This is a genomic window from Ignavibacteriota bacterium (assembly GCA_016713565.1).
In the GTDB taxonomy this organism is placed as follows: domain Bacteria; phylum Bacteroidota; class Ignavibacteria; order Ignavibacteriales; family Melioribacteraceae.
This window is the reverse complement of the sequence record JADJOX010000008.1, coordinates 217562-231466: the sequence shown is the minus strand read 5'-3', so window position 1 is coordinate 231466 and position 13905 is coordinate 217562. Positions and strand designations below refer to the sequence as shown.

14 protein-coding genes and 1 pseudogene are annotated in these 13905 nt (G+C 33.5%); 2 read left to right on the top strand and 13 right to left on the bottom strand.

From position 1 onward, the window contains the following. Positions 1-23: 23 nt before the first annotated feature. Entirely contained in the window at positions 24-803 is a 780-nt protein-coding gene (locus IPK06_15665) for an HAD-IIA family hydrolase (protein ID MBK7981411.1), read from the bottom strand. Further along, positions 790-1661 (bottom strand): annotated as a pseudogene (rfbD, locus tag IPK06_15660) (dTDP-4-dehydrorhamnose reductase). The gene IPK06_15665 and the pseudogene rfbD overlap by 14 nt, the downstream one beginning before the upstream one ends. A gap of 158 nt (positions 1662-1819) precedes the next feature. On the opposite strand from rfbD, the gene bshA reads away from it, so the two are divergent. Continuing rightward, complete coding sequence (gene bshA, locus IPK06_15655) at positions 1820-2947, top strand: N-acetyl-alpha-D-glucosaminyl L-malate synthase BshA (GenBank protein ID MBK7981410.1); 1128 nt, start codon at positions 1820-1822, stop codon at positions 2945-2947. Here bshA and IPK06_15650 read toward each other — a convergent pair whose 3' ends face one another. From IPK06_15650 to galE, 3 genes are read right to left on the bottom strand one after another with little or no spacing between them, the layout of a single operon-like run. Beyond that, a complete protein-coding gene (locus IPK06_15650) occupies positions 2948-4276 on the bottom strand; it encodes a UDP-glucose/GDP-mannose dehydrogenase family protein (GenBank protein ID MBK7981409.1) in 1329 nt (442 codons plus the stop codon). A gap of 16 nt (positions 4277-4292) precedes the next feature. Next, the gene (rfbC, locus tag IPK06_15645; protein MBK7981408.1) at positions 4293-4844 is read right to left on the bottom strand and encodes a dTDP-4-dehydrorhamnose 3,5-epimerase; all 552 of its coding nucleotides are present in this window, start codon (positions 4842-4844) and stop codon (positions 4293-4295) included. After that, a complete protein-coding gene (gene galE, locus IPK06_15640) occupies positions 4844-5818 on the bottom strand; it encodes a UDP-glucose 4-epimerase GalE (protein MBK7981407.1) in 975 nt (324 codons plus the stop codon). Before galE ends, rfbC begins: the two co-directional genes overlap by 1 nt. Positions 5819-5969: 151 nt before the next feature. On the opposite strand from galE, the gene IPK06_15635 reads away from it, so the two are divergent. After that, complete coding sequence (locus IPK06_15635; GenBank protein MBK7981406.1) at positions 5970-6440, top strand: MarR family transcriptional regulator; 471 nt, start codon at positions 5970-5972, stop codon at positions 6438-6440. Positions 6441-6473: 33 nt separating this feature from the next. Here the strand turns inward: IPK06_15635 and IPK06_15630 are convergent, their stop codons facing one another. The 8 genes from IPK06_15630 to IPK06_15595 all read right to left on the bottom strand — a co-directional run bounded on the left by IPK06_15630 (position 6474) and on the right by IPK06_15595 (position 13905). Next, positions 6474-7130 (bottom strand): rhodanese-like domain-containing protein, encoded by a 657-nt coding sequence (locus IPK06_15630; protein ID MBK7981405.1) that lies wholly within the window; start codon positions 7128-7130, stop codon positions 6474-6476. 2 nt (positions 7131-7132) lie between these two features. Next, positions 7133-7732 (bottom strand): YeeE/YedE family protein, encoded by a 600-nt coding sequence (locus tag IPK06_15625; protein ID MBK7981404.1) that lies wholly within the window; start codon positions 7730-7732, stop codon positions 7133-7135. Then, positions 7729-8307, bottom strand: coding sequence for a YeeE/YedE family protein (locus IPK06_15620; protein MBK7981403.1), 579 nt, complete (start codon positions 8305-8307; stop codon positions 7729-7731). Before IPK06_15620 ends, IPK06_15625 begins: the two co-directional genes overlap by 4 nt. Before the next feature lie 15 nt (positions 8308-8322). After that, positions 8323-9270 carry a polysulfide reductase NrfD gene (nrfD, locus tag IPK06_15615; GenBank protein ID MBK7981402.1) on the bottom strand — a complete coding sequence of 316 codons (948 nt, stop codon included), beginning with the start codon at positions 9268-9270 and terminating at the stop codon, positions 8323-8325. Between the two features lie 9 nt (positions 9271-9279). Beyond that, positions 9280-9819: a 4Fe-4S dicluster domain-containing protein gene (locus IPK06_15610; protein MBK7981401.1), complete on the bottom strand. Its 540-nt coding sequence runs from the start codon at positions 9817-9819 to the stop codon at positions 9280-9282. Beyond that, the gene (locus tag IPK06_15605; GenBank protein MBK7981400.1) at positions 9820-12030 is read right to left on the bottom strand and encodes a molybdopterin-dependent oxidoreductase; all 2211 of its coding nucleotides are present in this window, start codon (positions 12028-12030) and stop codon (positions 9820-9822) included. A 3-nt stretch (positions 12031-12033) separates the two neighbouring features. After that, a complete protein-coding gene (locus tag IPK06_15600) occupies positions 12034-12477 on the bottom strand; it encodes a MerR family transcriptional regulator (protein MBK7981399.1) in 444 nt (147 codons plus the stop codon). Between the two features lie 237 nt (positions 12478-12714). After that, positions 12715-13905 (bottom strand): YeeE/YedE family protein, encoded by a 1191-nt coding sequence (locus IPK06_15595; GenBank protein MBK7981398.1) that lies wholly within the window; start codon positions 13903-13905, stop codon positions 12715-12717.

The following is a 13905-nucleotide window of genomic DNA, read 5'->3' as shown; positions in this document are numbered from 1 at the left end:
ACAAAAAAAAATATTTGCAAGAGTTATTTAATTAAATTTTTAACCGAACCAATTTTATATGTAGGTTCAAATTTTGAAAGATGCGCTACGTCTTTTGTTATTCCCGTTGAAACCAACGCGGTATCAACATTAAATTTATTACCCATGGCAATATCGGTTTCTAATCTGTCGCCAATAATTAAGCACTTTTTTGCCGGAATCTTAATTAATTTCATTATTTCATCAAACATATATTTGGACGGCTTTCCGAAATTTTTTTGAAGTTTTCTATTTGTTCTTTTTTCCAATGCGGAAATTGTTGAGCCAGCATCTAAAATTTCTCCGCCTTCAACGGGACAAGTATTATCAATATTTGCCGCAAAAAATTTAGCACCACAATCTAAAGCCTTACCGGCAATTTCCAATTTTTTATAGTTAAGGGTTCTATCCAATGTTACAATTATCAAATCTATTTCATGAGGATTTTCAGAAAATTCCAATCCGGCTGATTCAATTTCTAAAATGAATTTTTTTTCCGCAATTGCATAGAATTTTTTCTTCGGAAATTTTGTTTTCAGTATCTTTTTTGCAATCAATGTTGCCGTAAGTATTTCTTTTTTATTTATATCAAATCCATTGGAATGCAATAAATTGAAATAATCATCCACACTTCCGGTTGTTTTATTAGATATAAAAACGGTCTGCTTGTTTAAAGATTTTATTGTGTTTATTACTTTTGCCGCACCGGGTATAATTTTATCTTCCAAATATAAAGTTCCATCCAGATCAAAAATAAATCCATCATATTTTTCAATTAGATTCATTTTCATTCCAGAATTTCTTAATATTTTGAAAACATTGCTCTAAGCTTTTAGGTTTATAATTAAATTCTGTTTCGGCTTTTAAATTTATCAATCCCGATTTCAACGGTCGCTGAGCCGGTTGATTTAAATCTTTTGTTAAAATCGGTTCAACTAATGAAAAGTCTAAATTAAAAAACTGTGCAATTTTTCTGGTAAACTCAAATCTATTTAAAATTCGTTACCGCCTATATTGTAAATTCCTGTTTTTCCTAAATCACAAACTTCAATTATTGCAGACGCAATATCATTTATAAAAGTAGGATTATTAATTTGGTCCGTTACAATTTTAATTTTCTGGTTTTTAGTTAGTGAATCAAAAACCCATTTTACAAAATCCGGTCTCCCGTATTTTGTTGAGCCGAATAAAACATTCGTCCTTATTATTGTATTTTTAATGTTAAATCGTTTTATAATATTTTCACCAGCTAGTTTGCTTCTACCATAATAGCTTATCGGATTAGGAATATCTTGCTCGGTATAAGGACCTTCTTTTCCGTCAAAAACGTAATCGGTAGAAATATGAATTAAATGTGCATTTGATGGAACCGAGTATTTAGCCAAATTTTCCACACCGTTTACATTTATGCTCCACGCCAATTCCCTTTCGGTTTCACATTTATCTACGTTTGTATAAGCTGCGGTGTTAATTATAAAGTCGGGATAAAAGTTCATAACTAAATTTTTAACATTCTTTTTATCGGCTATGTCAATTTTTGAATAATTCAAATCACCGAAATATGAAAAATCCTCAGCAGATGAAAGACACAGCTCGATATCAGATCTAAATTTTAACATTTCTATGAGACTTTGTCCCAACATTCCATTGGAACCTACAATTAATATTCGTTTTTTAATCATCATAATAAATAAATTTTGTAAAAATATTTTTCAAATATAGTTATAATAAAATAAATAGGAATATTTTAGTAACTTAGTTGTATTATAAAAAATAAGTAAACTTTTTTGAAAGACAATTTATGAAAATTGGAATAACATGTTATCCAACGTATGGAGGAAGCGGAGTTGTTGCTACAGAATTGGGCAAATCCCTGGCAGCTTTAGGTCATGAAGTACATTTTATTAGCTATGCACTTCCTCATCGCTTAACACAATTTGTTGAAAATATTTACTATCATGAAGTTGAAGTAAGCAATTATCCGCTCTTTGAACATCAGCTTTATAGTTTAGCTTTAACAAGTAAAATGTTGGAAGTTATTGAATATGAACAATTAGATTTGCTACATGTTCACTACGCAATACCTCACGCAACAAGCGCATATTTGGCAAAACAAATTTTGAAGAAAAACGGATCGGATATTAAAGTTGTAACCACGCTTCACGGAACGGATATTACTTTAGTAGGACTCGAACCGTCATTTTTACCATTAATGAAATTAAGTATTGAAGAAAGCGACGGAGTAACGGCAGTTTCAAGATTCTTAAAGGAAAAAACTATCACGAATTATCATATTGAAAAAGAAATTGAAGTAATATATAATTTTATAGATACAAATTTATACAAACCAATTTGCAACAAACAGTTTAAGGATCACGTAGCTCCCAATGGAGAAAAAATTTTAATTCATACTTCAAATTTCCGTCCGGTTAAAAGAGTCGGAGATACAATTAAAATTCTAGCAAAAGTTAATAAAGTTATTCCTACAAAATTAATTTTAATTGGTGATGGACCTGATAGATCAGAATGCGAAAGGCTGACAAGAGAATTAAAGTTAGAACACAGCGTTTTATTTTTAGGAAAACAAGACGGCTTAGAAAATCTTTTAAGTGTTGCTGATATTTTTCTATTGCCAAGTCAGCAGGAAAGTTTTGGTTTATCGGCACTTGAGGCAATGTCGTGCGGAATTCCGGTAATTGGCTCTAGTGTTGGAGGTTTGCCTGAATTGATAGTACATAACACAACCGGTTTTATTGCAGAATTCGGTGACGTTGATAGAATGGCAAAATATGCTTTAGAGCTATTGACAAATAAAAAGAAGTTTAATTCCTTCTCAAAAAACTCCAGGAAAAGATCGGAGAATTATTTTGAGAAGGATTTAATAGTTCCGCAATACATTAAATATTACGAGAAAATTTTAAACAGTTGATTATTGTATAATAGGAGTTTTGCCGATACTATAATGCGTAAAACCTAACTCTTTGGTTTTTCTTCTGTTGAATACGTTTCTTCCATCAAAAATTATTGGTTTTGCAAGCAGAGATTTCACTTGTTCCAAATCCGGATTATTGAATTCATTCCATTCAGTTAAAACCAATAGAGCATTTGCGCCTTCAACAGCTTTATATTGATCTTCCGCATATTTTATTCTTTCTTGCAAATAAAATTTAGCATTTTCCATTGCTTCAGGATCATAAGCTGTTACAGTTGCGCCTCTTTTTAGTAACTCTTCAATTATAACAACAGAAGGAGCTTCGCGCATATCATCTGTATTTGGTTTGAATGCCAATCCCCAAATTGCAAATTTCATACCTTTGATATTCTCGCCAAAATGCTGCAATATTTTCTTTACTATAACTTGTTTCTGATCTTTGTTAACTTGATCGACAAGAGTTAGCAATCTCATTTCAGAGCCTTTTTCCTTAGATGTTTTTATTAAAGCATTAACATCCTTTGGAAAACACGAACCGCCGTATCCTATACCAGCATATAAAAATCTTTTTCCAATTCTTGTATCTGAACCCATCCCTTTTCTAACCAAATCAATATTGGCGCCAACAACTTCGCAGAAATTTGCGAGTTCATTCATAAAAGTAATTCTCATTGCCAAATAAGAATTTGCGGCGTATTTTGTTACCTCAGAACTTTCAGGGTTCATTTCAATAATTGTACTTCCTTTAAGAACAAATGGATAATAAAGGGATTTCATCTTTTCCATTGCTAATTCGGTCGATGCACCAATAACAATTCTGTCAGGTTTCATGAAATCATCAACTGCGTAACCTTCTCGCAAAAACTCTGGATTTGAAACAACTTCGAAATTCTTTAAATTATATTTTTTGAGAATGTTTGTAACCGCTGCTGAAGTTCCAACAGGAACGGTACTTTTATTCGCGATTATTTTAAAATCACTATCACCATTTTCACTCAATATTTTTCCAATATCTTCCGCAATACCATAAACATACTTTAAATCTGCAGAACCATCTTCGCCTTGAGGAGTGGGTAAACAGAGCATTATTACTTCACAGTCTAAAACAGCCGACTTTAGATCGTCGGTAAAATGAAGTCTGCTTTTTGCAATGTTTCTGTAAAACAACAAATCCAAACCGGGTTCATAAATTGGAACTTCGGCTTTTTTCAATTGTGCAAGTTTTTGCGGGTTATTATCAACGCAAATAACATCGTTTCCCATTTCTGCAAAACATGTTCCTGATACTAAACCAACATAACCTGACCCAATTACTGAAATTTTCATTTATTCTCCTAATTTTTTAAAAATTAAAATCTTTTTCTATAACTGAAAATACGATACCTTTCAAATCTTTATCAGATATAATCGGATTTTCAATTCCCCAGTTTACATTTAAACTTTTATCATTATATATAATACACCTTTCATTCTCTTTACTATAATAATTTGTGCATTTATAACTAAAAATCGCGTTTTCCGACAAAACCGAAAAACCATGAGCAAATCCGGGCGGAATCCATAGCTGTTTCTTGTTTTCTTGAGATAATTCAACAGCAAAATATTTACCAAATGTAGGAGAATTAAATCTGATATCAACTGCCACATCTAAAACTTTGCCAAGCAATACCTGACATAATTTTCCTTGAGCAAATTCTCCAATTTGATAGTGAAGTCCTCTTATTGTCCCAAAGCTTGATAATGAAACATTATCCTGAACAAATTTTAAATTGATTCCTAATTCCAAATATTTTTTTTCTGAGTAAGACTCATAGAAATATCCTCTATCATCTTGAAAAATATCCGGTTCAATAATAAATAGATCACGAAACAGAGTGTCAACTTTTTTTAACATTAAAAATCCTTATTTTTATGCCATTTATATGCCGATTCAATAATTTCTTCTAATTGGTATTTATTATTCCAGCCTAAAATTTCTTTTGCCTTTTTGTTATCGGCAATTAAAACAGCCGGATCCCCTTCTCTTCGTTCAACAATTTGAAAAGATATTTTCGTATTTGTAATTCTTTCCGCTGTTTCAATTATTTCTTTTACAGAATTACCGTCACCGGTTCCTAAATTGAAGACATTGCTTTTCCCGTTATTATTCAGATATTCAATAGCTTTAAAATGCGCGTCGCCTAAATCATTTACATGAATATAATCTCTTACACAAGTTCCGTCTTTAGTTTCATAATCATCACCAAAAATTAAAACTTTTTCTCTCTTTCCTAGCGCGGTATTTAATACAATTGGTATTAAATGAGGTTCGGGTTCATGACTTTCACCAATTTGTCCCGAAAAATCAGCCCCGGCAGCGTTGAAATACCGAAGAGCAACATATTTTAATCCATATGAATTATCAAAATCTTTCAGCATTGTTTCAATCATTAATTTTGTTTGAGCATATGGATTTATTGGATTGGTTTTTTGATTTTCCGAAATTGGTATAATTTCAGGATTACCGTAAAGCGAACAAGTTGATGAAAAAACGAATTTTTTAATATTATTTTTTACGCATGCCTTAAGCAAATTAAAACTGCCTACTACGTTATTCTCATAATATATACTGGGATTTTCTACAGATTCTCCAACATAAGCAAATGCAGCAAAATGAACTACTGCATCAAAATTACGGCCATTTAAGACTTTATCCAGATTCTTATAATCCAATAAATCGACTATTTCTAATTTAACATTTTGAGGTACTGCTTCTTTATGACCTCTGCTTAAATTATCTAAAACAACAACTTCAATATCTTTTTCGTTTAAAATTTTCACAAAGTGAGAACCAATATATCCGGCGCCTCCTGTTACAAGTATTTTCATTAATATTGTTCCGTTTTTAATTTTTAATAATCAAAAATAATTGAATTTACTAAGTTAAGCTAAATAATAGAATTATTTTATAGAATGTAATATTTGATAATTATATAAGATTATTTTACTTTAGCACGTAAAATAAAAAATAGTGAACAAAATGAACATAACAAAATCTCAAGCAGTTGAAATGTCGGAATTAACATGCCGGCTTTCAAGAGCATGCAATAAGAAAGAAAGCAGTTTTGCGGCATTATTTAATTTGACTCCAACAGAGTTAAAGTGTTTAAGAATGTTTGCCAAAAAATCTACTGTATCTATTAAGGAAATGATAGAAGAATTGGAAATTAGCGCAGGAAGGGTTACTCATATTCTAACAAGTTTGGAAGAAAAAAAGTATATAATTAGAAGAATTGACAATTCCGATAAACGAAATCATCTTGTTGATTTAACTCCGGAAAGTAAAAAGTTTATTGGCTTGCTTACAAAAAAACATATTGAACTTCATCAGAATATTTTAAGCAACTTTGATATAGAAAAGCAAAAATTCGTAAGCGTAATTATGAGTGAGCTTATCAATGCTTTGGAAAAATGGAGTGAACTCAATAAGCAAAAATTAAACGATGAATAAAAAATTCTCCCACATAGTGGGAGAATATAATTCTTAACAACCTTCTCTTTTTTTCTTTCCGGATGTTTTCTTTAACGTTATTCCGCTTTGCGTTGATAATTTTGGCATTTCGTTTTTAACGACTGATTGTACCGTTTCGGTCGTCTGCATACTTCCGCCATAGTATTTACTTACTTCCGCCAATTTATCATGTTTGTGCTTTTGTTCGTCTGTTGGGTTTTCACCACAGTCGCACTTTGGAAATAACACATTATCTTTCCAACTGTTAATTCCGCCTAAAATTATGTTTACGCCTTTATAATCATTTGACTTTAGCAAAAACCAAGCCTGTGTTGCTTCAACGTCGTTATCCGAATAAAGAATTATTTTTTCGTTTCGCTGTAAATCAGATTTCAATATATCATCAACTTGAATATTTTCAGAATTTGGAATATTATATTTAGCAAATTCTTCAGGTTTTCTTAAGTCAATCAGTCTAAAATCCGCTTCAGATTTTATTATATCATCTGCCAAATTTTCAACCTTAATTTTTCCAATATCATCGGATGAGATGAGAGATAATTCCTTAGCATTAATTTTTAACGTATTTTTTCCATAAGGATCACCAGAAAAAAGCGCAATGATTCCAAGCAGAATTGCAAACATCGCCAGCTTCTTTTCCGGACTAAAATTTGAGAAAAACTTTTTCATAATTATTTCCCCACTGATTTATTTGCCATTTTTCTTTCACCCCATTCGGCAGCGGCAAACGCGGCAACAGCCATTAGTACAACTAGAAAAACAACAACTCCATAAGGAATTTTAAAATATTGCGGTAATGTTATACTGCCCATATCCGTTGAATTAAAGAATTTTTCTAACATTGGAAACATTTCGCCAAAAACAAAAATCCCGAATAACATTCCAAGCAGGTAAACCAATGCGTCAATCTTACCGGTAGCAAACGCTACAACAGATGTTCCTGGACAATATCCGCCTATTACAAATCCAACTCCCGCAACTAATCCTCCAACTAAATCCGGCAGCACATTAGTTGGAGTTAAATAAATAAGCGACAAATCTAAAAATCCGATGACGGATAAAAAGAAAACTCCGAGCATTGCGGTAACAATTGCGGTGAACATTACTTTTAGTACACGCATATTTGTAAAATAGAATTGAGCCGCTAAAATTGTCGCTCTTCCAAAACCTCCGCGTTCCAAAGCAAATCCAAATGCAATTCCAATAACAAAAGCAATAATTAAACTGACGTCTGTTCCAAAGTAATCGAACTTAAAAAATGGTGTGTTCATATCCATTGTCTCCTAAAAAAATAAGCTGCTGCATATCCGCCGACAAATACCATCATCATAAAAATCCAGCTGCCTAAGTTTAATACTGCTCCTCCGCTTAGCGCTTGTCCGCTCATACAGCCTCTAGCTAATTTAGCTCCCCATCCAAGTAATCCTCCGCCAATAAATGCATAGACCAATCGCATTTTTGTTGAAATTCTCGGACCTTTTTCAATACCTTTTTTTACTCTGTGCGCAAGTGTACCTGAAATAAATCCGCCGAATAATACGCCAATAACTTGAAAGATAAGCCAATCTTTAAGCGGATTTGTATTTTCATCGCCCAAATATTCATTATAAAAACTATTTTTTGCAGCGTGTTCCGGCGCAATTTTGCTTACACTAACTGCCACGGCTGTAGATAAAGCTCCGGAGGCACCTAATCCTCTTCCCATTATTACGAAAGCCGCGAGTAAAACCAAACCTAATCCAATCCCAACAAAATATGGATTTGAAAAAGGTTTTTCTTTCGCATCAATATGAGCATGTTCACCATGTTCAAATATGTGCGAAATTTTTTCAGTTATACCATTCATAATTTATTTTCTCCATTAGTGAAAATTTGCATTAAACCAATGACTGTATTGACCGGCGGCAACGATAATGAAACGCAAAATTAGTCCCCCAATTATTACCATTAAAGGCGCGAGCGCGGTATGTTTTACTTTATGATTTACGGCAAGAAGCTGAATTATCAATGGAATAACAATTCCAATTCCAATTACAAATACCCAAAAACTTGACGCAAATTGTCCGCTTAACAATAAATCCGCCGCATTAGCTTGAACTTCGGTAGCAGTTTTCAAACCAATGATAAAAAGTGCGATTACAAAAAGTTCTATTATTAAAAATGCATTATCTGCCTTTGCGAGTAATTCGCGTTCAAAAACATCTTTCGCGATCACATGGACAAATGCAGCGGCGCTGGAAAGTCCTGAGATCAAAAATAATAACCAAAGAATTGATGAACTCCATAATGGTCTTGCTCCAAGTGAACTTAACAGAACTCCTGTATACAAGCCAATTCCCGCGCCAAAAAACATTGTGACAATTCCTAAGTTTTTTAATAGAATTGGTCTATCATGCAAATATTTTTTCCAATTTACAATTTGTGGAAATTTATCCTCAAGAAATTTTGGAGGCTTTAGTATAGCGTTAATCAATAAAATGGGATAAACTAAAACCAGAATCCATGACCCCCACGACATTGCGGAAGTAATTTGAAAAGTTGTGTATAATCTCCATACGTAAAATTTATGCTCTAAATCCAAAAATAATGCAAACATACCTATGCTTAACAATATCAGACTGATGTAAGGCAAATAAAAACATGAACAATTTTTTTCAGTTTGTCTGCCTTTAAATAAAAAGTATCCCGAGATCAGCATCATGCCGGCAACCATTCCGCCTAAAAATAAATAAACCGGTATTTCCCATCCCCAAACAGATAATGTTGGATCAATCAAATGATTATGTCTTGTTGTTGTAATTTCGTTCATCGTATGCTCCTAAGTCAAATAGAATATGTTTGGTCTTGTTCCGGCTTCCGGAATTAAAGAATGATATTTTCTTGATTGAAGTAATTGATTTATATGACTGCTCGGATCATCCAAATCGCCGAAATGCATACAATGTGTGGGACAAACAGATACGCATGCGGGATTGAGTCCATCCTCAACTCTATGAATACAGAATGTACATTTATCAACATATCCATCGGGATGAACGTATCGCGCGTCATATGGACATGATGATATACAAGCCTTACAGCCAATACATTCATTATGATTTACAAGAACAACACCGCCGATATCATGATAGTGGCTTGCGCCTGTTGGACAGCAGGAAACACAAGGCGCATCTGAACAATGATTACATCTTTCAGATCTAATTTCTAATTGAATTGTCGGGAATTTTCCTTGAGCTTCCGTTTTTATCCAATCTCTGCAAAATCCATTGGGTACTTTATTTTCAGTTTGGCATGCGATTACACAATCCTGGCATCCAACACATTTTTTAGTATCTATCGCCATTCCAAATCTTGACATTTATGCCTCCGGTTCAATTGTTACAAAATTTACATTCATACCGGTTCCTCCCATTAAAGGATCAACTTTATAATTTGTAACAAGCTGTGTATCGCTTGCCCCTTTGTTAAAAGTTTGCCTGTACATTTTCGACTGCTGTCCAAAGCCGTGAACCATATATACGCAGTCTGTTCTTATCCGTTCTGTAGATTTCACTTTTATTTTATTGCTTACAATTCCATCTTGGTTTTTTAGTTTAACATAATCTCCGTTATTTATTCCAAATCTTTTTGCAATATCGCAGTTAAGCCACAGTTCATTTTCTTCCATCAGATTTGATAAAAATTTGTTTGAAATAGTTTTGCTGAAAGTATGAACCGGAGCTCTGCCGAATAAAAGTCGGTAATATCCTGCCGGAGGTTCCTCTGGTTTTACATATTTGGGAACCGGATCGAATCCCGCTTCTTGCAATGCAAGCGAATAAAATTCAACTTTACCGGATTGAGTAAAAAATTCGGGTATATCATTTTCTCCATAATAAATGGGCTGCTTAGGACCTTTAATTACACCTTTTTGTTTTAATTCTGCAAGACTTAATCCGGCGCTTTTTAATCTTGTATCCAAGTATTCTTCAACATTTTTCCAAGGGAAATAATTACCTAATCCCAGTTTATTTGCAAGCTGTTTGGCAATCCACCAATTTGGCTTTTGATCGTTGGGTGAATCAATTACCGGCTGACGTATTCCTACAAAACCTTCTTTGCATGAAGAAGTATTAAGATCATCATATCTTTCCAAATAAACAGATTCCGGTAAAACTACATCGGCATATCCAGCAATTTCACTCGGCACTACATCCACGACAACCAACAAATCCAATTTTTGTATCGCGTCAATTGTCTCTTGTTTATTCGGCAAAGCTTGAAGTAAGTTCGTAGCATATACTAACCAGCCTCTGATTGGGTAAGGAATGGAAGTTAAAGTTGCGTCGCGCATGCCGCTAGAACTTTTTTCACCTTCCGCAAACGGATATTTATGATTTGGGTTATCCGCAGCTTCTTTTTGTGAATTAGGGTAAGCCGGATAAGGATATTTTGGAATTGCAAAACTGTGCGGAATATAAAATCCTCCTTGTTTTCCCCAATTTCCCATCAGAGCATTAAGTAAAGCAATGGCACGACTTCTTTGCGTATCATCGCCGTACCAGGTTGTATGTCTTCCAGGATGAATTAAAGTGGCAGGCTTATTATTTGCCATTTCATAAGCGGTTTTTCTAATTAATTCCGGATCAATCGTAGTTTCAATATATGCCCATTCAGGCGTATATTGTGATATTTCGTTTTTAAATTGTTCAAAACCAAAACCGTATTTTTCAACAAACTCTTTATCATATAAATTCTCAGATACAATTACGTTCATCCACGACAGCAGTAATGCTATATCCGTGCCCGGTTTAATTGGCAGGTAATATTTTGATTTACTAGCCGCGATAGAAAATCTCGGATCGACAGTTATTATTGTTGCCCCTTTTTCCACTGCTTCCGCAAATTCCTGGACTTGTGTATTGTGCATATTTTCGCCAAGATGAGAGCCAATTAAAACTAAACATCTTGAATTTTGAATATCGGTTCTTTCTGGTGAACCGACAACATCGCCGAATGTTAATTCAAAACCTACTTCTCTGGGTCCGCGGCATTGCGCAAATGAAGGAGCGGTAATATTCGGACTTCCATAAGCGGTAATCAAATGCTGTAAAAAATTTCCGCCGATTCCATGACTAAACAGCACCATCGATTCCGGGCCGTAATCAATTTTAATTTTTTTCATTTTTTCGGCTATATAATCAAATGCTTCTTCCCATGTTACTTGAACAAATTCTTCATTTCCTCGCTTACCTTTTCGTATTAATGGAGCTTTTAATCTGTCGGAATCCGAATATGCTCCAATTCCACCGGTTCCTCTTGGGCACAATCTGCCTTTGCTTAAAGGATCCTCTGGATTTCCTTCTATCTTCCATAATTCTCCATCATTCACATAAGCAACTGCGCCGCATTTCCAAAAACACAGATCACAATAAGTGGGAATTTTTTGAATTCCTTTCGCCTTTTTACCTGTTTTTCCTTCAACTTTTTCGGCACCTTTCACTACTTCACTCAAAGAAGTAACTGCTACGGCCGCTCCAAAAGTCGCGCTTGTAATTTTCAGAAATCTTCTTCTTGATAATGAATTCATAAATTATAATCCCGATATTTTTTTTATTAAATCTTTTATTGCGCCGCATTGCGAATATTCTGAGTAAACCTCACATTCCCTGCAATTATGGTTTTCGCACATTGTATTCGGATGATCAAAAGTCCAGCAAGGCTGTTCATGGCTTTTAAACGCGTTGCAGGATTTTCTGTCATCTTCTCCGCATTTTGCTACTTCCCAGCATGGTATTAAAGAGTAAATTGTTTTTATTCCGTTTATACTTATTTTTGATTCATTTATTGCGCGCCTAATACATCTTAATCTTTCCAGATCGTCTTCGGAATAAACTCTTTGATTACCTTCTGATTTATGTGGAATTATTAAACCTTCTTTTTCGTACATTCGGAGAGTATGAACGGAAATTCCAAGAATTTGAGCGGCTGTTCTGATCGGATAAACGGGAGTTTTCTTGTCTATCACAGTTTCCATAAAATTCTTTAAAAGTTGATAGTTATGAATATCAACTTTCTTGCCATTTAAAAATATTCACAATTTTTTAAAATTTTTTTATTCTCAGGCATTATTTCTCTTAAAATTTGGAAAGGATAAATTATCCTGTTACGAATTTTGGGAAAACTAATATTTGATATCCGAATTTGATTGGATTTTAGAATTGAAAATGAGAATACAATCAACCTCAATTTTTAATATTGAGGTTGATTAAATTTAGCAACCGCCGACAGCGCGTTTTAGTTTTTTCTCAACACCGCCTTTGGGTTTATTATTTTTAATTATTTCCGGAATTTTAATTGATGCTTTTTCTCTAAAGGCAAAAGTCGTTTTTTCAACTTTATTTTTAGGGACTACAGTTTTATCATAATTCAAAATAAGATTTTTAAATGAATTAAATCCGCCGGTAAGAATTTTAATATTATTGTAACCAAGTTCTTTTGCGATAACAGCAATTTTTCTTTCGGTTAATTCATCATCAGCTATAAAAACATTTGTACGGTTTGATAAACTTAAAAGTCTATTTGGTTCTTTTTCAAAAAAATTATCAATTGAAAATAATATAGAATTAGGCAGACTTTGTTTAGTATATTCTTCGGAAGCCCTAAAATCAAATATCTGCAGCTTTTTGTCACCCTCCATAATTCTATATGCCAATTCATCGGATGTAATTTCTTTAATTGAATAAGAATTTACAAACTCAACATTCTTTACTTGCTCAATTAATCCGTCTTTTTTGGATGGAAACATAAATGCCGAAATTGCAATAAAAATTCCAACAGCTGTCAAGCCTAAATAATAAGGCGTAAATCTAAGTGAGGGTTTATTAATACCATTTACTTTATTTTCAATTATTGAAGTAAACCAAAAAGCAATTAAAGCAATTGAAGTAAGGATAAAAGCAAATAATGATTGCGAAATTCCAAATGTATCAAAAATTCTAACTCCGCCATAATTATATGCTTTATAAAAATCTTCCCAAAGTGGATATCCTTCTGCAAAGATTAAAATTCCAATTACCGAGCCGAATATAAAATACATTGCGTCTATTTTACCAATTGCCGCCGCACAAACTGATGTTCCTGGACAAAATCCGCCGATCACAAATCCTAATCCCATTATCAATCCGCCAACAATTGCGGCACCGACAAATGTTGGATTTATATAAATTAAATTTACATCCAAATATCCCCAGTGATCCAACATAATAATTCCGAACATTGCTACTAATCCGGCTGTAAAAAAAACTCTGAGAACAGTAAAATCATATCCATAAAACAAACCGACTAATTTCTTTGAAGTTGAAAATCCGGCTTGTTCAAGAATTGCTCCAAAAGCAACTCCAATAACTAAGGCAACTAAATAATTCAGATCATTACTGATTACATCGGGAACTAAAGGACCCAT